We start from the raw sequence: 23411 nt of genomic DNA on the forward strand, positions 1-23411 counted from the left end.
TCATGGCCGAGACCCGCTTTTCCCCGGACCGCATGGCCTACTGGCGCAGCCACGCCTGGCTCGCGGTCATCGCCATGGTTGGCGCGATGGGCATTCTCTGGGTGATGGGGAACCCATATGTCTGGACTGGCGCCATTGGCGGGCTCGCCGCGATCGGCCTGCGTGGTGGCTATCTGATGTCGGATGAGCTGACCCGGGTCTGGGCCCTTGGCGACACATCGGTGATCGGCCCGGATCACCAACAGATTCCGCTGGCCAATATTGCCCAGGTGAACCAGCTCGGCAGCACTGTGCAGATCGTCACCCGCGACGGCCACAAATACCTGATCAAATACCAGCCCGACCCGGCTGCGACCCGCACCGCCATCGAAACCGCCCTCTCTGACCACCCGGAAAGTCCACGCGCATGACCCTCTTGTTCACCAACGCCCGACTGATCGACCCCGAAGTCGGCACCGACAGCCTAGGTGCGGTTCTGGTACACTCGGGGCGCATTGCAGCGGTTGAAAAGAATGGCACCGACCCTGACCAATTGTTTCGCACGCGAAACATTGGGGCAGAGGATGCGACCCTTATTGACTGCCACGGAAAATGTCTTGCGCCGGGTATCGTCGACATCGGGGTCAAGGTCTGCGAACCCGGGGAACGTCACAAGGAAAGCTATAAATCCGCAGGCCTTGCAGCAGCGGCAGGGGGGGTTACCACCATGGTGACGCGGCCGGATACGACGCCTGCCATCGACAGCCCCGAGACACTGGAATTCGTGACCCGCCGCGCGCAGGCCGATGCACCGGTGAACGTGCTGCCAATGGCCGCCCTGACCAAGGGGCGCGAGGGCCGAGAAATGACCGAGATCGGCTTTCTCATGGATGCAGGTGCGGTTGCCTTTTCCGATTGCGATCATGTCGTCGCCGACACCAAGGTGTTCTCCCGCGCCCTGTCTTATGCGCGCAGCTGCGGCGCGCTGGTCATCGCCCACCCCCAGGAGCCGGGATTGAGCAAAGGGGCCGCCGCAACCTCGGGTAAATTCGCCACGCTGCGTGGGCTGCCCGCCGTCACCCCGATGGCCGAGCGGATGGGACTGGATCGCGATATCGCCCTGCTGGAAATGACCGGAGCGCGGTATCACGCAGATCAGATCACCACCGCGCGCGCCCTGCCCGCCCTTCAGCGGGCCAAAGCCAACGGGCTGGACATCACTGCCGGAACCTCGATCCACCACCTGACCCTGAACGAGCTGGACGTTGCCGACTACCGCACCTTCTTCAAGGTCAAACCGCCGCTGCGATCCGAGGAGGACAGGCTGGCATTGATCGACGCGCTGCGCGAGGGGCTGATCGACACGATCTCCTCGATGCACACACCGCAGGATGAAGAAAGCAAGCGCCTGCCGTTTGAGGAAGCCGCCGCCGGGGCTGTCGCACTGGAAACACTGCTGCCCGCGGCCTTGCGGCTTTATCATGCCGAACAGCTGGACCTGCCAACGCTGTTTCGGGCGATGGCCCTCAACCCGGCCAAACGACTGGGGCTCGACTGCGGTCGCCTGGCCGAAGGCGCACCGGCTGATCTGGTGCTGTTTGACGCCGACCAGCCCTTTGTAATGGACCGTTTTTCGCTGCACTCGAAATCGCAGAACACCCCCTTTGACGGGCAGCGCATGCAAGGTAGGGTGCTGGCAACTTATGTGGCCGGCGAACCGGTCTATCGGAGAGACTGATGCCGCCAATTGAGACTGCCGCCCCATTTCTGCTGCTTTGGGCCGTGATCGGTTATGGTCTGGGGTCCATCCCCTTTGGCCTGTTGCTGACCCGGATCATGGGCCTAGGCAATCTTCGCGCCATTGGATCCGGCAATATCGGCACCACCAATGTGCTGCGCACCGGATCGAAAAAGGCCGCAGCGCTGACGCTGCTGCTGGACGGCGGTAAGGGCGCGGCGGCGGTCCTGCTGGCCCGTGTTCTGGCCGGTGAGGATGCAGCGCAGCTGGCCGGTCTCACCGCGTTTCTGGGTCACTGCTTCCCGATCTGGCTGAAGTTCAAAGGCGGCAAAGGCGTCGCGACCTTCCTCGGCCTGATGCTGGCATTGGCCTGGCCGGTGGGCATCGCCTGCTGTCTCACCTGGCTGGCGGCAGCCTATCTGAGCAAGATTTCCTCGATGGGCGCTCTGGTCTCAGCCGTGGCCGCACCGCTGTGGTGCCTGCTGCTGGGTGTCCCGATGATCACGGCACTGGCCGCGCTTCTGGCGCTGATCATCCTCTGGCGGCACAAGGAAAACATCGCCCGGCTGCGCATGGGCACCGAACCGAGGATCGGCCAGAAATAGCGGCCATCGCCAGATAAGCACTTGTTTTCAAAGAAAAGCCCTCATCCACATCGGATGAGGGCTTTTTTCATCACGCGAATGTGCCAGCGCTCCGGTGCAGAGTGATTGTGCATCAACACACATACAAAAGGAGTTGTTTTGAACGTGATCGGTAGAGCCCTCATATCGGTGTCGTGACCAGGACGGTCCAATTTCGAACGCCGACATTTTGATGACGCACGCCTTTTATCATTCCAACTCCGGGTGCCACGGCATCCGACAAATCGAAAGGTTCACACCGATGAACACCGTAAAATCCCTTCTGGGCGGGATCGCCCTTTCCGTGACACTGGCAACCTCGGCACTGGCAGCCGGCGTGGATGTCAACGCCTCCTCCACCGGTCTGGCAATGCAGGGCTACGACCCGGTCGCATATTTCAACGCCGGAGAGCCGACCAAAGGATCCTACAAGGTAACCGCGACATTCGATGACGCCACCTACTGGTTTGCCACCGAGGAAAACAAAGCACTGTTTGAAGCCAGCCCCGAGGCCTATGTCCCGGCCTATGGTGGCTACTGCGCCTTTGGGGCCGCGATGGGCTTCAAATTCGACGGCGACCCGAACGAGTGGAAAATCGTCGACAATGTGCTTTACCTGAACCTGTCGAAGGACATTCAGGAACGCTGGAGCAAGGACATTCCCGGCTTCATTGAAAAAGCTGATGTGAACTGGAAAGAAATCGCCGACGCTGAACCGGCCGAGCTTCTGCAGTAACCTTCCCAGCGCGCGACGCTAGATCATGAATAATGGGCGGCAGGTATCCTGCCGCCCATTTGTATTACCGCAATGCTGGGAGCATCGCCCCAGCCGACAATAGTTACTTTGAAGCCAGTCGTTCGATCGCATCAGCCGTCCGCTTGGTGTTGTTGTAGATCCCCACCGCCAGATACAGCGAGCCACCAATCAGTACGACGTAGAGACCGCCGACCACCAGCACGCCGAGGGCTGCGAGGATACCGCCGCCACCGGGCTGCAGGGCGGCAAGCACAGCACCCCCTGCGACGGCGATCAGCAACAAAACCATGAATACGCCTACAAGTTTTTCAAATGCGGAGATAAAGAAATTGCCCATTTCAACACCTTTCAGAGCTATAGAATGCGCGCTCTTCTAGGGACCAGTAAATGAGTGGGCAAGGTGTCATTTAGGGGGAAAACCAGCTGGATAGCGCCAGTGAACCCACCGGTGAACGCCCCTGCGACACCCAGTCATAGCGAGCAGGTATCAACCGGCCGCCATATGAAAAAAGGGGCGCCCCGATAGGCACCCCCTGAGATTGGTCTGAGGCGATCTTGAGCGTTCCTCAGTAGCTGTATTCCGCGTAGATCCGGCTCAGATCGCCGTTCCAGTCGCCATTGTAGCGGTCGAGCAGCTCATCCGCCGGGACCTTGCCGGTTTCAATACTGTCCTTCAGCGCGTTGAGGAAATGCGTTTCATCCGGCACCAGCCCACCGGCGCCCGCGCGACCGCGGGATTTGAGACCCGCCTCGGAAATCGCCACCACTTCGCGCGCCAGATCGTGCATCTTGATATTGCCCACCTGTGCCTGCAGCCCCTGCTCCGAAGCGGCGACACGCAGGGTTTCACGGGTTTCCGCGTCCCAGCCCTTGGCCAGATCCCAGGCGGCATCAAGGCTGGATTGATCGTACATCATCCCCACCCAGAAGGCCGGCAGGGCACAGAGGCGACGCCACGGGCCACCGTCGGCGCCCCGCATCTCCATGTATTTCTTGATACGTGCCTCAGGGAAAGCCGTCGTCAGGTGATCGGCCCAGTCGCTGAGGGTCGGGGTTTCACCCGGCAGTGCGGGCAGTTCCCCGTTGAGAAAATCGCGGAACGACATGCCCAGCGCGTCAATGTACTGGCCGTCGCGGTAGACAAAGTACATCGGCACATCGAGGGCATATTGCACCCAACGTTCAAAGCCGAAGCCCTCTTCGAACACGAAAGGCACCATGCCGGTCCGATCTGCATCCAGATCGCGCCAGACCCGCGAGCGCCAGGATTTGTGGTTGTTCGGTTTTCCCTCAAGGAAGGGAGAATTGGCGAACAGCGCAGTGGCAACGGGTTGCAGCGCGATGGCCACCCGCATTTTCTGCACCATGTCGGCCTCCGATCCGAAGTCGAGATTGACCTGCACGGTACAGGTCCTCCGCATCATGGTCCGCCCCATGGTGCCGACCTTGCCCATATAGGCGTCCATCAGCTTGTAGCGACCCTTGGGCATCAGCGGCATTTCTTCATGGGTCCAGATCGGAGCCGCGCCCAGACCGATGAACCCGACGCCGATCTCGTCGGCGATATCCTTCACCTCGCGCAGGTGGGTGTTCACCTCGTCGCAGGTCTCGTGGATGGTCTCCAATGGCGCACCAGAGAGTTCCAAGGCACCACCGGGTTCCAGCGAAACATTGGCGCCATCCTTTTCCAGACCGATCAGATGCCCCCCTTCGCGCACCTCGGACCAGCCATGGCGGTCGCGCAAGCCCTCAAGCACGGCAACGATGGAGCGGGTGCCCTCAAATGGCAGCGGTTTCAGGGAGTCCTTGCAGTAGCCGAATTTCTCGTGCTCCGTACCGATCCGCCACTGGTCACGGGGCTTGCAGCCGGAGGCAAGATATTCCGCAAGCTGCTCGTGACGTTCGATCGGCCCACCGCCGGATTGAGGAATAGACATCTGGGGCTCTCCGTAAGGTTGATCCGTCTTGCGTTGCAAGTCGTGGTCGGTATTTCCGGTGGTGTCAATGCAGCCTGTGCACGGTCTGACGTGTTGGTGCACGCTCCCAGATCACGACCTGGTGAGCGCCGGATTTATGCAATTCTGCCAGCATCCGCTCCATACGCAACCCCGGCAGGGTCGCAAAGGCATCAAAGAGCGCATCCGTGTTGGTCGCATTGACCGGAATCGCCAGCGCTGCCTGCCCCGGCTGATCCAGCAGCCAATGGGGTGGTTTCGCGGCGTGGTCCAGTGTCAGCCGCTCCAGTTCGGATAGCGCAACGGCCCCACCGGTCAGCGGACCGAAATAGGCGATCTGGCCTTCGTCGACCTGAACCACGCCGGGGCCACCTCCACCCAGACGGAACCGCATCCGCTGCATACCGATGACGGCAATGATCACCCCAAGGCCCAGCAGAGCCCAACCGACCAGCGCCTGAACCCCGTAGCCACCAAAAGCCCAGAACAGGCCGAGAGCCCCCAGCACGGCCGCCGCGATCATCTCGCGCCAGCGCCAGAGGGACCGGCGGGCTTCGGGTCGGATGAAGCTCATGTTGTCAGCTCTCCCGCGGTCACGACGGTCTCGGGTTCCCGATCGAACAGGACAAGCGAATAGCCCCCGATGGGTTGGAACCCGATGGCACGATAGGCCCGGACTGCCGCGTCTCCGGCTGCAAAGAGAACCGCCTTCTCGACCCCTGCGGTCTGGACCTCTTGCAGGTGGAATGCCAGAGCGCAGCGGGCATAGCCGCGCCCGCGTTGCTCTTGTGGCGTATAGACCCCGCCAATCTGTACGACCTTCGGCAGCTGGGCGTTGAAGCCGGTCATCGCAACCCAATGGCCCGCCACCTCAAGCACCCTATGGCTGTCGCGCAGCAGATAGCTGTCGATATCGCCGACCGCGACGGCGACGGCCTCTGATGCCGGAGTGCCCAGAGTTTCCTGATGGTAGGCGGCCCGCCACTGTACCAACATCGGGCGGGGTGCCGCAGATAGCGGATGCAACACCGCGCCCCGCAGCTGCGGACGATCAAGGCTGCTCCGATCCAGATCGGACAGGGTCAGCGCCAGCCCCGGCTCATCGCGGTCAAGGCGCTTGGGCCGCTGATCAAGGCCGGTGGCGGCGAGGTAGCGGCGCAGCTCGGCGGTCTCCCCCAACACGCCGACCTGCTGTTGCGACGCTGTCTGCGCCAGTCGGTGATCCACCAGCTGTTGCAGCTGCCGCCAGTCCTCTGCGGTGGCGGCGCCCGCCTGGATCAAGAGACTCCCATCATTGGTGAGCCCGGCAACACCATCCTCTGCGCGACCGCGCACCCAGAGCTGCACCGCCTTTGGCGCGGTGCCAGCCAGCCCGTGATCACGCAGGTTGATCAGCAGAAACATGGAGCTTTCGATATGGCGATGCAGCAGATCCTGAACCGCCGGGAGATCATTGTCCTGTGCCGGGCGCCAAGTCATTACCAATCCCCATAGCGTTGCTGCCAAACGGTCAGCGCCGCCACCGCTGCGGTATCCGCGCGCAGGATGCGGGGACCAAGGCTCACGACATGGGATTGCGGCAACGCGTGGAGACGCTTGCGCTCTGCCTCGGAAAACCCGCCCTCGGGACCGATCAGGATGGCCCAAGGTACCTGTGCCTGTGCCTCGCTGGCCAGTGCCAATGCGCTGCCGACCTCTGCTTCGTCACAAAACATCAGCTGGCGCTCTTCGGGCCAATAGTCGAGCAGCCGCGAGAGTTTCTGAAGATCCGCGACCTCCGGCACGTAGGTGCCGCCACATTGCTCTGCGGCCTCCACCGCATGGGCCTGAAGTCGATCCTGCCGGATGCGGTCGGAATTGGTGAAATCGGTCTGCACCGGCAGGATCCGCGCCGCGCCCATTTCAGCGGCCTTCTCCACGATGAAATCGGTTCGCGCCTTCTTGATCGGGGCGAACAGCAGCCACAAATCCGGCGGCAGCACCAATGGCCGGGTCTGCTCCTGGCAGATAAGGACACCGCTGCGCTTGCTGGCCTCGGCCACCTCGACGCGCCATTCGCCGTCCCGTCCGTTGAACAGCAACAGCTGCGCCCCCACCGTCTGCCGCATGACCCCAAACAGGTAATGCGCCTGATCGCGGTCCAGAGGAACCGATTGCCCTGCCCCCAGCGGGTGCTCTACATACAGTCTGATCTTTGCACTCATGAGGCATACATATGCAAGGCGGGACGCCAACACCAGATGGACAGGTCGCAGATGCGGTCAAAGGCAATTGGGTCGATCACTACGCCCCGGCATGGAGCCGTCCCTATCTGCGGCTGAGCCGCGCCGATCGCCCCATCGGAACCTGGTTGCTGCTGATCCCCTGCTGGTGGGGCCTGATGCTGGCGATCCTCTGGGATCAAAGCCCGCGCTGGGGTGATCTGTGGATCTTTGTGGCCTGCGGTGCCGGTGCCTGGCTGATGCGCGGCGCAGGCTGTACCTGGAACGATATCACCGACCGCAATTTTGACGGTCAGGTCGAACGCACCCGCTCGCGCCCCATTCCATCCGGTCAGGTGACCGTTCGCGGTGCGGTGATCTGGATGGGGCTTCAGGCGCTTGTCTCCCTTGGCATCCTGCTGACGTTCAATCAGGCGGCCATTGCCATGGGAATCCTCGCGCTGTTTCCGGTGGCCATCTATCCCTTTGCCAAGCGGTTCACCTGGTGGCCGCAGGTTTTTCTTGGCCTTGCCTTCAACTGGGGTGCGATGCTGGCCTGGGTTGCCCATACCGGCACGCTGAACTGGCCTGCGGTCATCCTGTATCTGGCGGGCATTGCCTGGACGCTGTTCTATGACACGATCTACGCCCATCAGGATACCGAGGATGACGCGCTGATCGGCGTGAAATCAACCGCCCGGCTGTTTGGCACGCAAACGCCGATGTGGCTGCGCCGCTTCATCGTGGCAACGGTCAGCCTGATGGGGATCGCGATCATTCTTGCGGTGCAGCCGCAGGGATCGGTGCTGGCGCTGGTGCTGGCGCTGGTGGCTCCTTGGGCGATGGGCTGGCACATGACCTGGCAACTCAGGGTGTTTGATGCCGAAAACGGCGAGCGCCTGTTGCAGCTGTTTCGGCTCAATCGGGATACGGGCTTGATTCCGCTGATCTTCTTTGCCGCAGCTCTGTTCGCATGATTGAACCCGCCGCCGCGCCCCTGTAAGACAGACAAAAGCCGTCTCGGACGGATGCCCCAACGGAGACCAGTCTGCCCATGCGCCTGTCCTCGCTTTTGATCTCTGGCCTGACCTTTGTCGCGGCTGCCGCGCTCAGTCTGGTTGTGGCCGGGTTTGCAGTGACGGGGATCGAAGCAGGCAGCGAAACCGCCGTGCGGCGCGCGTTGGACAAGGCAGGCTACACCTGGGCCGAGGTGACCGCCGACGGGCTGCGGGTGATCCTGAACGGCACCGCCCCCGATGAGGCCACACGCTTTGGCGCGATTTCGCTGGTGGGTGGCGTGGTCGATGCGGCGCGCGTGATCGACGACATGCAGATCACCCCGTCCGAAGGGATCGCCCCTCCGCGATTTTCGGCTGAGATCCTGCGCAATGACAGCGGCATTTCGATCATCGGACTGATCCCCCGCGTCACGGACCGTGACACGGTGATCACGCGGCTGAATACGATTGCGGGCGCCGATCAGGTCGCCGATCTGCTGGAGACCGCCAATTACGCCGCTCCGAAGGGCTGGATGTCTGCGATGGATTACGCGCTGGACGCGCTGAGCCTGCTGCCCCGGTCCAAGATTTCGGTTGAGGCCGAGGAAGTTTCGATCACCGCGATCTCGGACAGTATCGAAGCCAAGGAACAGATCGAGAAACGCCTGACACGGATGGCGCCGGCCGGTCTGCGCCTATCGCTGGATATCGCGGCCCCGCGTCCGGTCATTACTCCATTTACACTGCGCTACAGCATTGATGGCTCTGGCGGGCGCTTTGATGCCTGTTCCGCCGAAAGCGAGCTGAGCCGCGACCGCATCCTGCGGGCCGCCGAGAAGGCCGGGTTTGACGGCAAGGTTGACTGCGTGATCGGCATGGGCGTTCCCTCGCCCAATTGGGCGCGCGCCGCAGAGCTGGGGATCGCGGCACTGGCCGAGCTGGGCGCTGGATCCATGACACTGGCCAATGCCGATATGACGCTGGTCGCCGCCGAAGGCACCGCAGCGGCGCTGTTTGACCATGTCGTGGGAGAGCTGGAAAGCGCCCTGCCGCAGGTCTTTGCGGTTCACGCGGTCCTGCCGCAACCCGAAGCCAACGCGGGCAATGGGCCGCCTGAGTTCACCGCAACCCTGAGCCCGGAGGGCCAGGTCCAGCTGCGCGGGCGCATTTCGGATGAGGCGCTGCGTCAGATCAGCAGCAGCTATGCCAAGGCCCGGTTTGGTTCCGACAATGTTCACAGCGCCACCCGCGTTGTCGAAGACCTGCCTGCCGACTGGCCTGTGCGGGTGCTGGCCGGGCTGGAGGCGCTGTCCTTTCTGCAACGCGGTGCGGTCTCCGTGACGCCGGATAGTCTCACACTGAGCGGGATGAGCCACCGCGAAGACGCCCCGGCTGAAATTGCCAAGCTGCTGTCGGCCAAGCTGGGCGAGGCGGAGAGCTATGAGCTGAACGTCTCCTATGAGGAGCCGCCAGAGCCTGCGGACAAACCGATGTCGCCGGAACTCTGCGAAGCCGAACTGGCAGCGGTGCAGACCGTTTCGAAAATCACCTTTGAGCCGGGGTCGGCAACCGTCGCCGCGGGCAGCCGCGATACGCTGGATCAGATCGCCGATATCCTGTCGCGCTGTAACGGTGTGCGGCTGGAGATCCAGGGCCATACTGACAGTCAGGGGCGCGAGGAAATGAACCAGTCGCTCAGCCAGTCGCGGGCCCAATCGGTTCTGAACGAGCTGCGCGGACGGCGGCTGGTGACCAGCAGCTTTACCGCCAAGGGCTATGGCGAAAGCACACCAATTGCGACCAATGATACCGAGGAAGGGCGCGAGGCCAATCGCCGTATCGAATTCCGGCTGATCCGCCCGGCCAATGACCCGACAAGCGAAACGACCCTTGATGAGGCCGCCGCCGAAGAAGCCGCCCCAGACAGCGAACAGGAGACCTCCGGACAATGAACAGGACAGAGTTCATCATCACCACTGCCATTATCCTGTTTGTCGCCTTTGCGATGGGGTGGTTTGCCAATTGGCTGGTGCATCGTTTCACCCGCGTGCGGCAAAGCGATGTCGCCGATCTGGATCGGATGAGCCAGGAGCTGCACGAAGCGGAGGAAACCCGCGATCAGGCGATCACCTACCTGCAACAACGTGAGGCAGAGCTGTCCAATCAACTGGTTCAGACCGAAGCCGAGTTGCGGGCTGCCATGGATGGGCTGCGCGATGCCCGTCGCGAGGCGGAAGAACTGCGCGGCCAGCTGCACGGTTAATACCGGAATCAGAAACGTTCCAGTCTGGCTGCCCGCTGACCGGGCGCAGAACGCCGGGTCAGTCCCAGCGGGTCAGGGCATCTTCATCGCTGTCTTTGGCCTCGACCCAGTTGCCCGAACCGTCCTGTGTCAGCTCTTTCTTCCAGAAGGGCGCGCGGGACTTGAGGTAATCCATCAGATATTCCGCCGCCTCAAAAGCATCGGACCGGTGGCGTGCGGCAGTGGCGACCATCATGATCTGCTCGCCGGGGACCAGACGTCCATGGCGGTGGATCACCAGCGCATCGGCCAAAGACCAGCGCCGCAGCGCCTCCTCCGTGATCTGCCCGATCGCACGCTCGGTCATGCCGGGGTAATGTTCGATCTCCATCGCCACCATGTCGCCGCTGTCCAACCCGCGCACAACGCCGGTGAACGTCACGATGGCGCCGGCATTGGCGCCGGACGTCGCAACATCTGCCGCAAAGCGCTGGCTCTCCTCGCCCAGATCAAAAGTGGCCTCCTGCACTGCGATCCGCATGGCTCAGCCTCCGGTCATCGGCGGGAAGAACGCCACTTCGCGCACGCCCTCCAACGGGGCATCGAAATCCGAGAGGTCCTGATCCAGCGCCACACGAAGCGCCGACAGGTCGGCAAATGCGGCCGCATAGCGCGGATCCCGGGCGCTCAGCTCGCCCACCAGCTCGCGCACGGTGCCGGCAGTTGTCTCGATCTTTTCCTTCGGCAGGCCGATACGTTCGCGCACCCAGGCGAAATAGAGGATATCCATCAGCGGGTCTCCTTCAGATGTGGCAGTGCCTTGCGCATGTAGTCAGCGCCGGTGATCAGGGTTAGCGCGGCCGCGATCCAAAGCAGCCACAACCCGAGTCGGCCGGTCCAGATCATGCCCTCGAACTTCCAGCGCAGGCCGAATTCATCGCTGATCTCCCCCATCATGATCTGATCCACAATCGACTGATCCATGCCAAAGGAGGACATGACCAGATAGTGTTCAAAGATCCCTTGCGAAAACAAGGTGGCGATGGCGATCATCTGCGCCGTGGTTTTCCATTTCGCCAGTGACGTCACCTTGAGCGTGCCGGCCGTATCTCCAAGAAATTCGCGCAGGCCTGAGACGAAGACTTCGCGAAACAGGATCACCGTTGCAGGCAGGACCAGCCAGGGTGTCCAATGCTCGGCAGCATATCCAACCAGGATCATCAGCGCGATCACCACCATTGCCTTGTCGGCAATCGGGTCCAGCATCGCGCCCATCTTGGTCTCCTGCCCCCAGGAGCGTGCCAGATAGCCATCAAACCAGTCGGTGATGGCCGCGCTGACAAATAGGATCAGCGCAAACCAATCGGCATAGGGGCGCGAAAAATAGAGGAACATGATCGCGAGCCCCGGGGCTGCCACCAGTCGCAGGAGGGTGAGGATATTGGGAACAGTCCATTTCATGGCTGCACACTAGCCCGCAGTTTCACGGGTGGAAAGCGGAACAGATGAATTTTCCGTCGCGAATGGTCACATCTACGAGGCTGTTTTTTGACCAATAAGTCAGGACCTTGCCCGGCCCAACCAATGGTTAGGCGCCAATGGCACCCGACGGCCGGTTTGCGTGGCTACCCCTGCCCGTGAAAGTAATCATAGATCCGCTGCGCCAGCGCTGCCGAGACCCCCTCGACCGCTTTCAGGTCCGACAAGTTGGCCCGGCTCACCGCCTTTGCGCTGCCAAAATGGGTGAGCAAGGCGCGTTTGCGCGCGGCACCAACCCCCGGCACCTCATCCAGTGGGGTCGCGCCGATGGCTTTCGCCCGTTTGGCACGATGGGTCCCGATGGCAAAGCGGTGCGCCTCATCCCGCATCCGCTGCACGAAATAAAGCACGGGGTCATTGCGCTGCAAAGCAAAGGGCGCTTCGCCGAGACGGTGAAACTCTTCCTTGCCGTGATCGCGATCAACCCCCTTGGCGACGCCGATCATCGGGATGTCTTCGACGCCGTGGCGGGCCATGATCTCGGCAACGGCGCTGACCTGACCGGCGCCACCGTCGATCAGCAATAGATCCGGCCAAAGACCTTTGTCACGGTCGGGATCTTCTTTCAGCAGGCGTGAGAAACGTCGGTTCAGCACCTCTTTCATCATGCCGAAGTCATCGCCGGGGGTCAGTTCGTCACCTCTGATGTTGAACTTGCGATAGGCGTTTTTCATGAAACCCTCGGGACCTGCGACGATCATGCCGCCGACGGCATGGCTGCCCTGAATATGCGAGTTGTCGTAGACTTCGATCCGCTGGGGTGGCCCATCAAGGCCGAAGGCTTCGGCCACGCCGCGCAACAGTTTCGCCTGCGTCGCGCTTTCGGCCATGCGGCGGGCCAGAGATTCGCGAGCATTGCGCACAGCACCAGCGACCAGTTCCGTCTTTTCCCCGCGCTGTGGCACCAGAATTTCGACGCGACGCCCGGCCTTGTCGCTGAGCGCCTGTTCCATCAGGTCGCAGTTCTCGATCTCATCCGACAGGATCAGCTGCCGGGGCGGTTCCTTATTGTCATAGAACTGGCCGATAAAGGCTTCCATCACCTCCGCCGGGGAGACATCGCCGCTGGTGCGGGGATAGAAATCCTGATTGCCCCAGTTCTGATTGGCGCGGATGAAGAACACCTGCACGCAGGCCTGTCCGCTGTCGAGATGCAGGCCGAGCACATCGGCCTCTGCCACACCACGGGGGTTGATGCCCTGAGACGTCTGCACCTGAGTGAGCGCCTTGATCCGGTCGCGCAGGGCAGCGGCGCGTTCAAACTCCATGGCCTCGGATGCGGCGGTCATCTGCTCGGCGAGTTCCTCCTGGATCTTGGTCGAGCGACCGGACAGAAAACGTTCGGCGTCCCGTACGGATGCGGCATAATCCTCGGCCGATATCTCACCGGTGCAGGGCGCAGTACAGCGCTTGATCTGATATTGCAGACACGGGCGGGTGCGGCTTTCGAACATGGCATTGCTGCAATTGCGCAGCAGAAATGCCTTTTGCAGCTGATTGAGCGTCCGGTTTACGGCGCCCGCACTGGCGAAAGGTCCAAAGTAGCTACCTTTCTCACGCCGGGCACCACGGTGTTTCTTGATCTGGGGAAAGGCATGATCCTTTGCCACCAAAATATTCGGAAAGCTTTTGTCGTCACGCAGCAGCACATTGTATTTTGGCTTCAGCTGCTTGATCAGGTTCTGCTCCAGCAGCAGCGCCTCGGTTTCGGTCCGGGTTGTCAGGAACATCATCGAAGCGGTCGCCGCAATCATTCGTTCAATCCGCGGCGAATGGCCGGGACGAGAGTAATTCGACACCCGCGCCCGTAGATTGCGCGCCTTGCCGACATAGAGCACGCGGCTTTCGCTATCGAGCATCCGATAAACACCGGGCGAGTGGTCCAGTGTCTTCAGGTACTCCTGAATCACGGCATACCCCGTCAATGCCGGGGAAGATGCCGTTTCGGATGGGGTGTCGGGCTGATGGTCTGTCATGTTTCGAGATCTATGATTCCCGGGGCTGGTCTGCAATGTTAGCGCATCGGGATCAACAGCGAACAAATCCACCGATGCTGTGGATAAGTCTGGTAGTATCTTATGGCTATCCGCGATTTTTCCTTATATTCGGCTGATTTCCAGCGTTTGCCTAATAATTAGGCACTATCATAAGTTATTGATTTCAATCGTAAAATTTTCCAATTGCTGACAAGTTTATGATTCCAAAAGGAATTTTGTAACGGATTTACGACGCGTTGACGCTACGTGCACAACTTCGCCGCTACCACTTTTGAACCAGGCCGCAGAGCCCCTTATTCCAACCCCACAACGTCGGGTGTTTCCCAGCTGAGATGCTGACCGCTGTCGATGCAGATCAGCTGCCCGGTGACCGAGGGTGCGCGCAGGAGATAGGCCAGAGCCGCGCGGATATCGGCCGGGTCAGCGCCGCGCTGCAACGGTGTATTTGCACATTGACGGGCAAATTGGCTCTCGCTCTGACGCGGGCCTTTCAGCGTAGGGCCGGGACCGATCCCGTTTACCCGGATGCGCGGGGCGAGCGCCTGTGCGCTGGTCCGCGTCAACGTCCAGAGGGCGGATTTCGCCAGCGTATATGTCATGAACTCCGGTGTAAGCTTGCGCACACGCTGATCGATCAGATTGATGACAGCGGCAGAAGCCAGCGGTCGCCCCTCATCGTCCATCTGCTGGGGCAGGTCCTGCGCGGCCAGCTGCTGTGTCAGAATGAACGGCGCGCGCAGATTGCTGTCCATGTGACGATCCCAGCTGCTGCGGGTCGCCGTCTCCAGGCTGTCATGCTCAAAGATTGACGCGTTGTTCACAAGGCAGGTGATCGGACCGCCCAGAGCCTCGGCAGCGGCGGGCAGCAGGGCGGCTGTCGCCGACTCCTGCAGAAGATCGGCCTGCAGGGTAACAGCCATGCGCCCCATGGCGCGGATCTCTTCCGCCGTGCGTTCCGCCGCATCTGCGGAACTGGCGTAGTGAACGGCGACGTCATAGCCGCTCGCAGCCAATTCAAGTGCCATCGCGCGGCCAAGTCGCTTGCCCGCGCCGGTTACCAATGCCCGCATCTTGCTCTCTCCTCATCTGCCTGTTTGGCAATGAGTTAGAACAGCTGCACCAGGTAGACCACATAAACCGCCGATAAAATCACACCCCAGGTGCGGGTGATGTCCATTTTGAGAAAAACAAACGGCACCAGCAGCAGCGATGAGGCCAGCATCACCCAGAGATCCACCCGCAGGAAGGAGGGATCAACGCTGATCGGGCCGACAAAGGTGGCAACGCCGACAATTGCCAGCAGGTTGAACATGTTGGAGCCGATCACATTGCCCAGTGCCACATCCGCCTGCCGACGCAGTGCAGCCATGACGGTGGTTGCCAGCTCCGGCAACGAGGTGCCTATGGCCACCAGCGTGAGACCGATCACCGTTTCGGTAACGCCATAGGTCCGCGCGATGATCGACGCGTTGTCGACCAGCAGATCGGCCCCCAGCGGCAATCCGACCAATCCGAGGAACAGGTAGATGCCGATCCGCCAATAGGGCATATCGGGATCCGCCTCATCAATCTCATCGAGGTCACTATCCTTGCCGTTGCGGCGATGGGCGCGCGCCTCGCGGAAGGCCACGCCCAGAACAACCGACAGCGCGCCCAGCAGGATAAGGCCAGACCAGACCGTGAAGGTTCCGTAAAACGCCAGCGCGATGAACAGAACCGATGCGATCAACATGAACACATAGTTCTTGCGGGTATCGCATTCGCTGGTGTGAAGCGATCGCATCAACGCCGGGATGCCGAGAACCATGAGGATATTTGCCGTGTTCGAGCCAACGACGTTGCCAAGGGCGATGCCGTCCGCATTGTCTCCGACAGCCCGGATGGAGATCAGCATCTCAGGCGCCGAGGTGCCAAAGGCAACGATGGTCAGGCTGACGATCAATGCAGGCACGCCGATCCGCAGGCTGAGGTTCACCGCACCCCGTACCAGCGCATCCCCTGCCAACAGCAGGATGACCAGCCCAAGTCCAGATAACAGCCATGGCATCATTGCCGAGGCCCTCCATTCTTTTTGCAGGCACAGGGGCCTTTTCCGATCTTGAAGCGTCCGCAGCTGGCGCAGCGCCGCGAGGCCAGGCGCTTTTGCCCGGGCATCCGCAGCTTGCCGAACATCGCCAGCACAGCCATCACCACAAGAAACAGGGAAACGATTTTGAAAATCACGTCAGAGGCCAAACCGCGCATATTCAGCGCGTTCCTCGATACCGTTCAGCGCATCCTGCGCCATCTGCATACCGATCCGGCCCAACAGGGGTTTTTTGATACCATAGCGGCGGAACCGCACCTTGTCGCCGAAACGGGCCTGCATCTTGGGGCGCAGATGGCCGATGCCATCAATCAGCCCCAGCGAGACCGCACGTCGTCCCAGCCAGATTTCACCGGTGTAGAGATCTTCGCTGGTGTCCAGTTTATCGCCGCGGCGATCTTTGACATGGGCGATGAAATTGTCGTGGATGTCCCCCAGAAGCTGCTTCAGACGCTTCACGTCCTCAGCGTTTTCCGGGCGGAAGGGATCGAGCATCGATTTGCTGCGGCCAGCGGTATAGACCCGCCGTTCGACACCCTGGCGGGCCAGAAAGACATGGGCGCCGAAGCCAGCCGATATCACCCCAATCGATCCGAGGATCGAGCTTTCGTCGGCCCAGATCTCATCCGCCGAGGCGGCCAGCCAATAGCCCCCGGACGCGGCGACATCTTCGACGAAAGCGATAGTGGGAACCTTCAGTTCTTCGGAGAGGCGACGAATGCGGGCACCAATCAGGGCGCTTTGCACCGGCGAACCGCCGGGCGAATTGATTTCAAAGGCGACCGCTGCCGGCTTTCCCTTTCGAAAGGCGCGCTCCAACACCGGTCCAAGAGTGGCATCATTCAGCGCACCGCGACCGGCCATGCCAATGGCGCCATTGAGGCGCACAACAGCAACCAGCGGAGGCTTGTTCAAGAAAGGCAATCTCAGGTTCATGGCGCCGATGTAGAATGCCGACTGCCCTGAAACAAGGGATGGCACCGGAACGAGGCGAAAGCAGCAGCAAAAAAGCCGCGCACCTTGGGTAAAATTGCAACGTTCGCCACATACGTGCGGAATTAACCGGGCTTACCTTCCCTTGGGGCAGCGATGTTGCGGCTGCCCCAAAGCCGCGCGGCGGGCGGGTTATGGCCCTATTCTGCCGCGCGGTTACTCAGGGTCAGGCGCGGATCCGCCAGCCGGTTTTGAAGATCCACCAGATCACCGCCAGGCAAAGCGCGGTAAAGCCGCCGATGGCCAGAAGGCTGAGCCCGACCGGCACGTCAGAGGTTCCGAAGAAGGACCAGCGAAAGCCGGAAATCAGATAGACCACCGGGTTGAACAGGGTGATTTTCTGCCAGATCGGCGGCAGCATCGAAATCGAATAAAAAGACCCGCCCAGGAAGACCAGAGGCGTGACAATCAGCAGCGGCACCAATTGCAGCTGTTCAAAGTTTTTCGCCCAGACCCCGATAATGAATCCCAGCAGCGCAAAGCTGACGCAGGTCAGCACCATGAACAGCACCATGGCGAGCGGATGCGCAATGGTCAGATCGACAAACAGCGAGGCTGTCAGCAGGATCACCACACCGATAAACAGGGCCTTGGTGGCGGCGGCGCCGACATAGCCGATCACGATCTCAAGGAAGTTCACTGGCGCCGATAGCAGCTCGTATATAGTGCCGATGAACTTTGGGAAATAGATCCCGAAAGAGGCATTGGAGGTGGCTTGCGTCATCACGCTGAGCATGATCAGACCCGGAACGATGAAGGCACCGTAAGGCACGCCTTCGACCTGGTCGATCCGGCTACCGATGGCGGCACCAAACACCACGAAGTAAAGCGAGGTTGACAGCACCGGCGACAGGAAGCTCTGCATCAGGGTGCGAAAAAATCGCGCCATTTCAAAGCGGTAAATGGAGGCGATAGCAGTCCAATTCATGTCGGTTCTCCTGAGACCAGCCCGACGAATATGTCCTCGAGGCTGGATTGCCGGGTCTGCACATCCGCCAGCGTCAGACCCGCGGTGGCCACGTCGTTCAGCAGGGCAGTGATGCCGGTCCGCTCGGCGTTGGTGTCATAGGAATAGATCAGGCCTCGGCCATCTTCTGTCAGAGTCACACCATAGCCGCTGAGACCTTCCGGCACGGCTGTTAGCGGTTCTGTCAGCTGCACCTCCAGCTGCTTCTTGCCAAGCTGCGCCATCAGCTTGTCCTTGTCCTCGACCAGCAGGATCTCTCCGTTGGTGATGACTCCGACCCGATCCGCGATGGCTTCGGCTTCTTCAATGTAGTGGGTGGTCAGGATGATGGTGACACCGCCGCGTTTTAGCTCTGCCACGACGTCCCACATATCCTTGCGCAACTCCACGTCCACCCCGGCAGTCGGTTCATCCAGAAACAGGATGCGCGGCTCGTGGCTGAGCGCCTTGGCGATCAGCACACGGCGCTTCATGCCGCCGGATAATTCCTTGATCTGGCTCTTGCGTTTGTCCCAGAGCGACAGCTTGCGGAGAATATCCTCCAGCAGCGCATCATTGCGCGGCTTGCCAAAAAGCCCCCGCGAAAACTTGATCGAATTCCACACCGTCTCAAACGGCTCAAGGTTGATCTCCTGCGGCACCAGCCCGATCAGGCTGCGCGCGGCCCGAAAGTCTTCGATGATGTCGTGACCGCCCACCGACACCTTCCCGGAACTGGGCGTGGTGATGCCGCAAACGGTCGAAATCAGCGTCGTCTTACCTGCGCCATTCGGCCCCAGAAGGGCGAGGATCTCCCCCTTCTCGATCTCGAGCGAGACCCCTTTGAGCGCCTGAAACCCGCCTTCGTACGTCTTTTCCAAATCACGGATAGATAGGATGGCTGACATTGCTGCCTCCCTTAAAAGTAAACTGATCAGTTCAGTGCACGTTAGCGTCCAGGTCATCGGATCGCCAGCGTGGAATGCAGGCCAAATGTTTGCCTGCGCGCAATATTTTGTGCGTTTTTGCACTGCACCAAATATCTTGACGTGAAGATAAATAATCAATACCCACTATCTCGATATCAAGATAAAAGGTTTGAAATGGATATTCTTCTCTTTGGGGCGACCGGCGATGTCGGGAGTGCGACTCTGCAACAGGCCATCGAACGCGGCCATACCGTGACCGCCGTCGCCCGTCATCCTGAACGGTCAGGCCATAGCGGCGACGCCCGGGTCACCGCAGTTGCGCTGGATGTTCTGTCCAGTGCAGACCAGCTGGCGGGGCTGGCCCGGCAACACCAGATCATTATCAGCGCCCTTCGCCCGCTGCCCGGGCAGGATGCATTGCTGGTGGATCTGACCAGGGCGGTCCTGAATGCCGCCCGCTCCGCCGGCATCCCTGCCCTCATCACCGGTGGCGCCGCTCTGTTGAAGCTTGCAGATGGCAGCGGCGAGACCGTGCTGAGCGCACCTGGTTTTCTGCCCGAAGCGGTGCGCCCGATCGCGGAAGCCTGCGCTGCGCAGGATCAGTTACTGGATTCCACACCGGATGTGGATTGGACCTGCCTGCGCCCGCCAGCGATGCTGCAAGAGGGACCGCGCAAGGGGCGGTACGCTTGGGGAACCGACACTCTGGTCACCGATCACGAAGGCCAGTCACAGATTTCCTTTGCCGATTTCGGCGGTGCGCTTATGGATCTGGCGGAACAGGACCACCGGCCGGATAAACGGCTGACAGTGGCCTGGGGTAGAGCCTAATAAGGCAGGCCGACATAGTTTTCCGCCAGAGAGGCCTGGGCCGCATCGGAGGAAAACAGATAGTCGAGATCGGCCTGTTGCAATCGTACATCCGCCGGCGACATGTCGGGGAACCGATGCAGCAGGTTGGTCATCCACCAGCTGAAGCGCTCCGCCTTCCAGATCCGCGCCAGTGCGCGCTCTGAATAGCTGTCCAGCGCGCCGTCATCGCCGCGCTGGAAATGATCCGACAGCCCCTCGAACAGATAGTAGATATCAGATGCCGCGAGGTTCAGCCCCTTGGCCCCGGTGGGTGGCACGATATGCGCCGCATCGCCTGCCAGAAACAGCGCGCCGTAGCGCATCGGCTCTGCGACGAAGCTGCGCAGCGGGGCGATGGATTTCTCAATCGAGGGGCCGGTTTTCAGACTGTCCGCAACATCCGCAGGCAAGCGCCTCTTCAACTCCTCCCAGAATTGCGCATCGCTCCAATCCTCGACACGGTCGGTCAGCGGCACCTGAATGTAGTAACGGCTCAACTGTGCATTGCGCATCGAGCACAGGGCTAATCCGCGTTCATGGCGGGCATAGATCAGCTCAGCCGTTGCGGGCGGCGTCTGTGAGAGCACGCCAAGCCAGCCAAAAGGGTAGACCTTCTCATATTCACGCAGCACATCCGCTGGAATTGAGCGACGGCTGACGCCATGAAACCCATCCGCCCCGACGATGAACTTGGTATCGATCCGGCGGGTTTCGCCCTGCAACTCATAGGTGACATAGGGTTGATCCGACTGGATATCATGAAGGGCGACATTCATCGCTTCGTGAATGATCTGCCCGCCCATGGCATCGCGGGCGTCGTAGAGGTCGCGCGTGACCTCGGTCTGGCCATAGACCATGACGGTTTGACCGGCGGTTCTGCCCGAAAGGTCGATCCGGTCCAGACGACCCTGATGAGCAATGTGAAATCCGTGATGAACCACGCCTTCGAGGTCCATACGTGCATTGGCTCCTGCCCGGCGCATCAGGTCCACAAACCCATGTTCCAACACACCGGCACGAATGCGACCAAGCACATAGTCGCGGGTCTGACGCTCAAGCACAATCGTATCGATACCGGCCCGGTGCAGCAGTTGCGAGAGCAACAAGCCAGACGGGCCGCCCCCTACAATGACCACCTGTGTTGTCTGGTTCGGCATTCCGGTTCTCTCCTGTTCGCATCCATATCTTGCCCGGAGAAGGCAGGGTTGCGAATAGACCCTACCGCCGATTTCTTGTATATTTCGTACATGAACAAAGAATACGCTATCAATACCTACTCCCTGTTTGGAGAGCATGGGGAGCTGGCAGACCTTCTGCATATCGAGAGCATTGAGGCGCGTTCCTCGCTGCATGATTGGGCTTTGAAACCACACCGCCACGCGCGGCTTCACCAACTGATCGTGCTGATGCGGGGCAGCGGTGAGGCTACCCTGGATGGCATCGCTCAACAGTTGACACCGCCTTGCGTGATCAATGTGCCACGCGGTGCGGTGCATGGCTTCCGCTTTGACAGTGACACCTGCGGCTGGGTGTTGACCCTGACATCAGACCTTATTGATCAGGTACTTGATGACATTCCCGATGTCCTGACCACGCTAGACCGCGCAACCATCACCCCGCTGGATGCACCTCTGGAGCGCCTTGTCGAGAGTATCCGGGACGCCTATGAAACCGATGGATTTGCACGCCGCCAGATCCTGCGCGGGCTTGTCGGCGCGCTTACCGGCACTGTCGCGCAGTCTATCGGCGCCTTGCGATATCGCAACGCGAGCCCCAAGGCCCACCAGCTGTTTGCGCGGTTCGAAACACTGGTGAACCGGGATTTCCGCAAACGGCGTCAAGTGAGCGACTATGCGCGCGAACTTGCCGTTTCGACAACACACCTCAATCGGATCTGCCATCAGGCTACCGGTCAGCCAGCCTCGCAACTTATCAGTGAGCGGATGCTGCGCGAGGCGCGGCGACTTTTGATCTATACCGCGCTGAGTGCGGCAGAAATCGCCTACGAGCTGGGCTATTCGGACCCGGCACATTTCAGCCGCGTCTTTACCCGGGGCACCGGGCTGCCCCCACGCCGGTTTCGTCGCGATATCATTGCGGGAAAACCGCCCCGCGCGTGAGCCGCCCCGCCCTGGCCAAACCCCATTTGCGACCGAGCTGGTCAAACTGAAACCGCCCCGGAACAGGTCCGGGGCGGTTATCATGGGTCATATCTGCGAGGTGGTGTCTACTGCTGCTCCGGCCCCAGCTTCGACAAACCTTTCAGAATGTCGATGGCATAGGCCAGCTGATAATCCTCTTCGCGACGTTCGGCAGCGGCCTCGGCCTTGGCGCGGTCTTCTTCGATCTGGCGGATTTCATCCTCGGAAAGGCTGTCATTGTTCAGACGTCCGCGCAGGTCGGCCTCCGAACGGGTCCGGCGTGCTGCGGAGGCCTTCTCGTCCTCCTCCTCGGTATCCGGGGTGCGTCGGGGCTGTTCCACGACGATATCGGGTGAGACACCCAGGGCCTGAATGGAGCGCCCGGAGGGTGTGTAATAGCGCGCCGTGGTCAAGCGCATTGCGCCCTCCCCTTTCAGCGGCATCACGGTCTGCACAGACCCTTTGCCAAAGGATTTGGTGCCGACCACGATGGCGCGGCGATGGTCCTGAAGGGCACCTGCAACGATTTCCGATGCAGACGCCGATCCACCGTTGATCAGCACCACAATCGGTTTGCCGTCCACAAGGTCGCCCGGCGTAGCGTTGAACCGCTCGCCGTCCTCGGGGTTACGACCGCGGGTCGAGACAATCTCACCGCTGTCGAGGAAGCTGTCGGCCACCTTGATCGCCTGTGTCAGAAGGCCACCGGGGTTGTTGCGCAGGTCCAGCACGATCCCGTTGACGTTATCCATACCACCGGCTTCTTCGAGCTGTTTTTTCAGCCCGGCTTCCAGGTTCGGCGTGGTCTGATCGTTGAATGTGGTCAGTCGCAGCACGACCGTGTCGTCTTCGGTCCGCGCCCGCACCGCTGTCAGCTTGATCGTGTCGCGGATGATCGAGACGTCAAACGGCTCCGCCTCGCCTTCGCGCACAACGGTGATGATGATTTCGGAACCAACCGGCCCCCGCATCAGCTCAACCGCATCGTCCAGCGAAAGGCCAAGAACACTTTCGCCATCCACATGGGTGATGAAATCACCGGCCTCGATCCCGGCTTCATCCGCCGGTGTTCCATCGATCGGAGAGACAACTTTGACAAAGCCCTCTTCCTGCGTGACCTCGATCCCGAGACCGCCGAATTCACCACGGGTCTGCACCCGCATCTTGGTGGCATCGTCGGGCGACAGATAGCTGGAATGCGGATCCAGCGAGGCCAGCATTCCGCCAATGGCGGCTTCGATCAGCTCGGTCTCATCGACGTCTTCGACATATTGCACGCGGATGCGTTCAAAGATGTCGCCAAAAAGATCCAGCTGTTCATAGACGCTGGCCTCTCGGCTGCCTTCCTGAGCCAGAAGCGGCTCAGCTACATAGGTGGTGGCAAGGATTCCTGCCAGCGTGCCGCCCACCGCGGCCATCGCAAATTTTCTCATGA

26 protein-coding genes are annotated in these 23411 nt (G+C 60.9%); 9 read left to right on the forward strand and 17 right to left on the reverse strand.

All coding sequences use genetic code 11. The annotated features are described in order from the left end of the window. Positions 1–2: 2 nt before the first annotated feature. The 4 genes from VWY60_RS13800 (at position 3) to VWY60_RS13815 (ending at position 3076) form a co-directional block, all read left to right on the forward strand. On the forward strand, positions 3–410 hold the full coding sequence (locus VWY60_RS13800) for a hypothetical protein (RefSeq protein WP_416536409.1): 408 nt from the start codon (positions 3–5) through the stop codon (positions 408–410). Beyond that, positions 407–1717 (forward strand): dihydroorotase, encoded by a 1311-nt coding sequence (gene pyrC / locus VWY60_RS13805; RefSeq protein WP_416540746.1) that lies wholly within the window; start codon positions 407–409, stop codon positions 1715–1717. The genes VWY60_RS13800 and pyrC overlap by 4 nt, the downstream gene beginning before the upstream one ends. Next, positions 1717–2322 carry a glycerol-3-phosphate 1-O-acyltransferase PlsY gene (gene plsY, locus VWY60_RS13810; RefSeq protein ID WP_416536407.1) on the forward strand — a complete coding sequence of 202 codons (606 nt, stop codon included), beginning with the start codon at positions 1717–1719 and terminating at the stop codon, positions 2320–2322. Before pyrC ends, plsY begins: the two co-directional genes overlap by 1 nt. A 280-nt stretch (positions 2323–2602) precedes the next feature. Continuing rightward, positions 2603–3076, forward strand: coding sequence for a YHS domain-containing (seleno)protein (locus VWY60_RS13815; protein WP_416536406.1), 474 nt, complete (start codon positions 2603–2605; stop codon positions 3074–3076). Positions 3077–3179: 103 nt separating this feature from the next. Here VWY60_RS13815 and VWY60_RS13820 read toward each other — a convergent pair whose 3' ends face one another. The 5 genes from VWY60_RS13820 to VWY60_RS13840 all read right to left on the reverse strand — a co-directional run bounded on the left by VWY60_RS13820 (position 3180) and on the right by VWY60_RS13840 (position 7256). After that, complete coding sequence (locus VWY60_RS13820; RefSeq protein WP_340544218.1) at positions 3180–3434, reverse strand: hypothetical protein; 255 nt, start codon at positions 3432–3434, stop codon at positions 3180–3182. Between the two features lie 229 nt (positions 3435–3663). Continuing rightward, positions 3664–5034 (reverse strand): glutamate--cysteine ligase, encoded by a 1371-nt coding sequence (locus VWY60_RS13825; RefSeq protein WP_416540747.1) that lies wholly within the window; start codon positions 5032–5034, stop codon positions 3664–3666. Positions 5035–5098: 64 nt separating this feature from the next. After that, entirely contained in the window at positions 5099–5626 is a 528-nt protein-coding gene (locus VWY60_RS13830; protein ID WP_416540748.1) for a hypothetical protein, read from the reverse strand. Then, positions 5623–6531, reverse strand: a complete 909-nt coding sequence (locus VWY60_RS13835; RefSeq protein WP_416540749.1) for a GNAT family N-acetyltransferase — start codon at positions 6529–6531, stop codon at positions 5623–5625. The genes VWY60_RS13830 and VWY60_RS13835 overlap by 4 nt, the downstream gene beginning before the upstream one ends. Beyond that, positions 6531–7256: a 16S rRNA (uracil(1498)-N(3))-methyltransferase gene (locus VWY60_RS13840; protein WP_260091212.1), complete on the reverse strand. Its 726-nt coding sequence runs from the start codon at positions 7254–7256 to the stop codon at positions 6531–6533. The genes VWY60_RS13835 and VWY60_RS13840 overlap by 1 nt, the downstream gene beginning before the upstream one ends. Positions 7257–7267: 11 nt before the next feature. Between VWY60_RS13840 and ubiA the strand changes: the two genes are divergently transcribed. The 3 genes from ubiA (at position 7268) to VWY60_RS13855 (ending at position 10514) form a co-directional block, all read left to right on the forward strand. Further along, on the forward strand, positions 7268–8230 hold the full coding sequence (gene ubiA, locus VWY60_RS13845; protein ID WP_260112936.1) for a 4-hydroxybenzoate octaprenyltransferase: 963 nt from the start codon (positions 7268–7270) through the stop codon (positions 8228–8230). Positions 8231–8307: 77 nt separating this feature from the next. Further along, positions 8308–10203, forward strand: coding sequence for an OmpA family protein (locus VWY60_RS13850; RefSeq protein ID WP_416536400.1), 1896 nt, complete (start codon positions 8308–8310; stop codon positions 10201–10203). Next, positions 10200–10514, forward strand: coding sequence for a hypothetical protein (locus VWY60_RS13855; protein ID WP_340544210.1), 315 nt, complete (start codon positions 10200–10202; stop codon positions 10512–10514). The genes VWY60_RS13850 and VWY60_RS13855 overlap by 4 nt, the downstream gene beginning before the upstream one ends. A 58-nt stretch (positions 10515–10572) precedes the next feature. On the opposite strand, the gene VWY60_RS13860 is transcribed toward VWY60_RS13855, so the two are convergent. The 10 genes from VWY60_RS13860 to VWY60_RS13905 form a co-directional block, all read right to left on the reverse strand. Continuing rightward, complete coding sequence (locus VWY60_RS13860) at positions 10573–11034, reverse strand: molybdenum cofactor biosynthesis protein MoaE (RefSeq protein ID WP_416540750.1); 462 nt, start codon at positions 11032–11034, stop codon at positions 10573–10575. 3 nt (positions 11035–11037) lie between these two features. Further along, on the reverse strand, positions 11038–11283 hold the full coding sequence (gene moaD, locus VWY60_RS13865) for a molybdopterin converting factor subunit 1 (RefSeq protein WP_416536399.1): 246 nt from the start codon (positions 11281–11283) through the stop codon (positions 11038–11040). After that, the gene (gene pgsA, locus VWY60_RS13870) at positions 11283–11954 is read right to left on the reverse strand and encodes a CDP-diacylglycerol--glycerol-3-phosphate 3-phosphatidyltransferase (protein WP_340544206.1); all 672 of its coding nucleotides are present in this window, start codon (positions 11952–11954) and stop codon (positions 11283–11285) included. The genes moaD and pgsA overlap by 1 nt, the downstream gene beginning before the upstream one ends. Before the next feature lie 164 nt (positions 11955–12118). Continuing rightward, a complete protein-coding gene (gene uvrC / locus VWY60_RS13875; RefSeq protein WP_416540751.1) occupies positions 12119–14008 on the reverse strand; it encodes an excinuclease ABC subunit UvrC in 1890 nt (629 codons plus the stop codon). A 314-nt stretch (positions 14009–14322) separates the two neighbouring features. Next, the gene (locus tag VWY60_RS13880; RefSeq protein ID WP_416537156.1) at positions 14323–15099 is read right to left on the reverse strand and encodes an SDR family oxidoreductase; all 777 of its coding nucleotides are present in this window, start codon (positions 15097–15099) and stop codon (positions 14323–14325) included. Between the two features lie 35 nt (positions 15100–15134). Next, positions 15135–16079: a calcium/sodium antiporter gene (locus VWY60_RS13885; protein WP_340544200.1), complete on the reverse strand. Its 945-nt coding sequence runs from the start codon at positions 16077–16079 to the stop codon at positions 15135–15137. Beyond that, positions 16076–16273, reverse strand: a complete 198-nt coding sequence (locus VWY60_RS13890) for a hypothetical protein (RefSeq protein WP_340544199.1) — start codon at positions 16271–16273, stop codon at positions 16076–16078. The genes VWY60_RS13885 and VWY60_RS13890 overlap by 4 nt, the downstream gene beginning before the upstream one ends. Continuing rightward, complete coding sequence (locus tag VWY60_RS13895; RefSeq protein WP_340544198.1) at positions 16254–17051, reverse strand: S49 family peptidase; 798 nt, start codon at positions 17049–17051, stop codon at positions 16254–16256. Before VWY60_RS13895 ends, VWY60_RS13890 begins: the two co-directional genes overlap by 20 nt. Before the next feature lie 223 nt (positions 17052–17274). Then, positions 17275–18036, reverse strand: coding sequence for an ABC transporter permease (locus VWY60_RS13900; protein WP_340544197.1), 762 nt, complete (start codon positions 18034–18036; stop codon positions 17275–17277). Next, positions 18033–18962 carry an ABC transporter ATP-binding protein gene (locus VWY60_RS13905; RefSeq protein ID WP_340544196.1) on the reverse strand — a complete coding sequence of 310 codons (930 nt, stop codon included), beginning with the start codon at positions 18960–18962 and terminating at the stop codon, positions 18033–18035. Before VWY60_RS13905 ends, VWY60_RS13900 begins: the two co-directional genes overlap by 4 nt. A 195-nt stretch (positions 18963–19157) precedes the next feature. Here VWY60_RS13905 and VWY60_RS13910 point away from each other — a divergent pair, with 195 nt between their 5' ends. Continuing rightward, the gene (locus tag VWY60_RS13910; protein WP_416540752.1) at positions 19158–19814 is read left to right on the forward strand and encodes an NAD(P)-dependent oxidoreductase; all 657 of its coding nucleotides are present in this window, start codon (positions 19158–19160) and stop codon (positions 19812–19814) included. Here VWY60_RS13910 and pobA read toward each other — a convergent pair. Then, complete coding sequence (gene pobA, locus VWY60_RS13915; protein WP_416540753.1) at positions 19811–20992, reverse strand: 4-hydroxybenzoate 3-monooxygenase; 1182 nt, start codon at positions 20990–20992, stop codon at positions 19811–19813. The genes VWY60_RS13910 and pobA overlap by 4 nt on opposite strands. Before the next feature lie 90 nt (positions 20993–21082). Between pobA and VWY60_RS13920 the strand changes: the two genes are divergently transcribed. Next, positions 21083–21955 carry a helix-turn-helix domain-containing protein gene (locus tag VWY60_RS13920; RefSeq protein WP_416540754.1) on the forward strand — a complete coding sequence of 291 codons (873 nt, stop codon included), beginning with the start codon at positions 21083–21085 and terminating at the stop codon, positions 21953–21955. Between the two features lie 107 nt (positions 21956–22062). On the opposite strand, the gene VWY60_RS13925 is transcribed toward VWY60_RS13920, so the two are convergent. Beyond that, the gene (locus VWY60_RS13925; protein ID WP_340544191.1) at positions 22063–23409 is read right to left on the reverse strand and encodes a S41 family peptidase; all 1347 of its coding nucleotides are present in this window, start codon (positions 23407–23409) and stop codon (positions 22063–22065) included. Between the last annotated feature and the right edge of the window lie 2 nt (positions 23410–23411).

Source organism: Phaeobacter sp. JH20_26, assembly GCF_048056275.1.
Classification (GTDB): Bacteria; Pseudomonadota; Alphaproteobacteria; order Rhodobacterales; family Rhodobacteraceae; genus Phaeobacter; species Phaeobacter bryozoorum.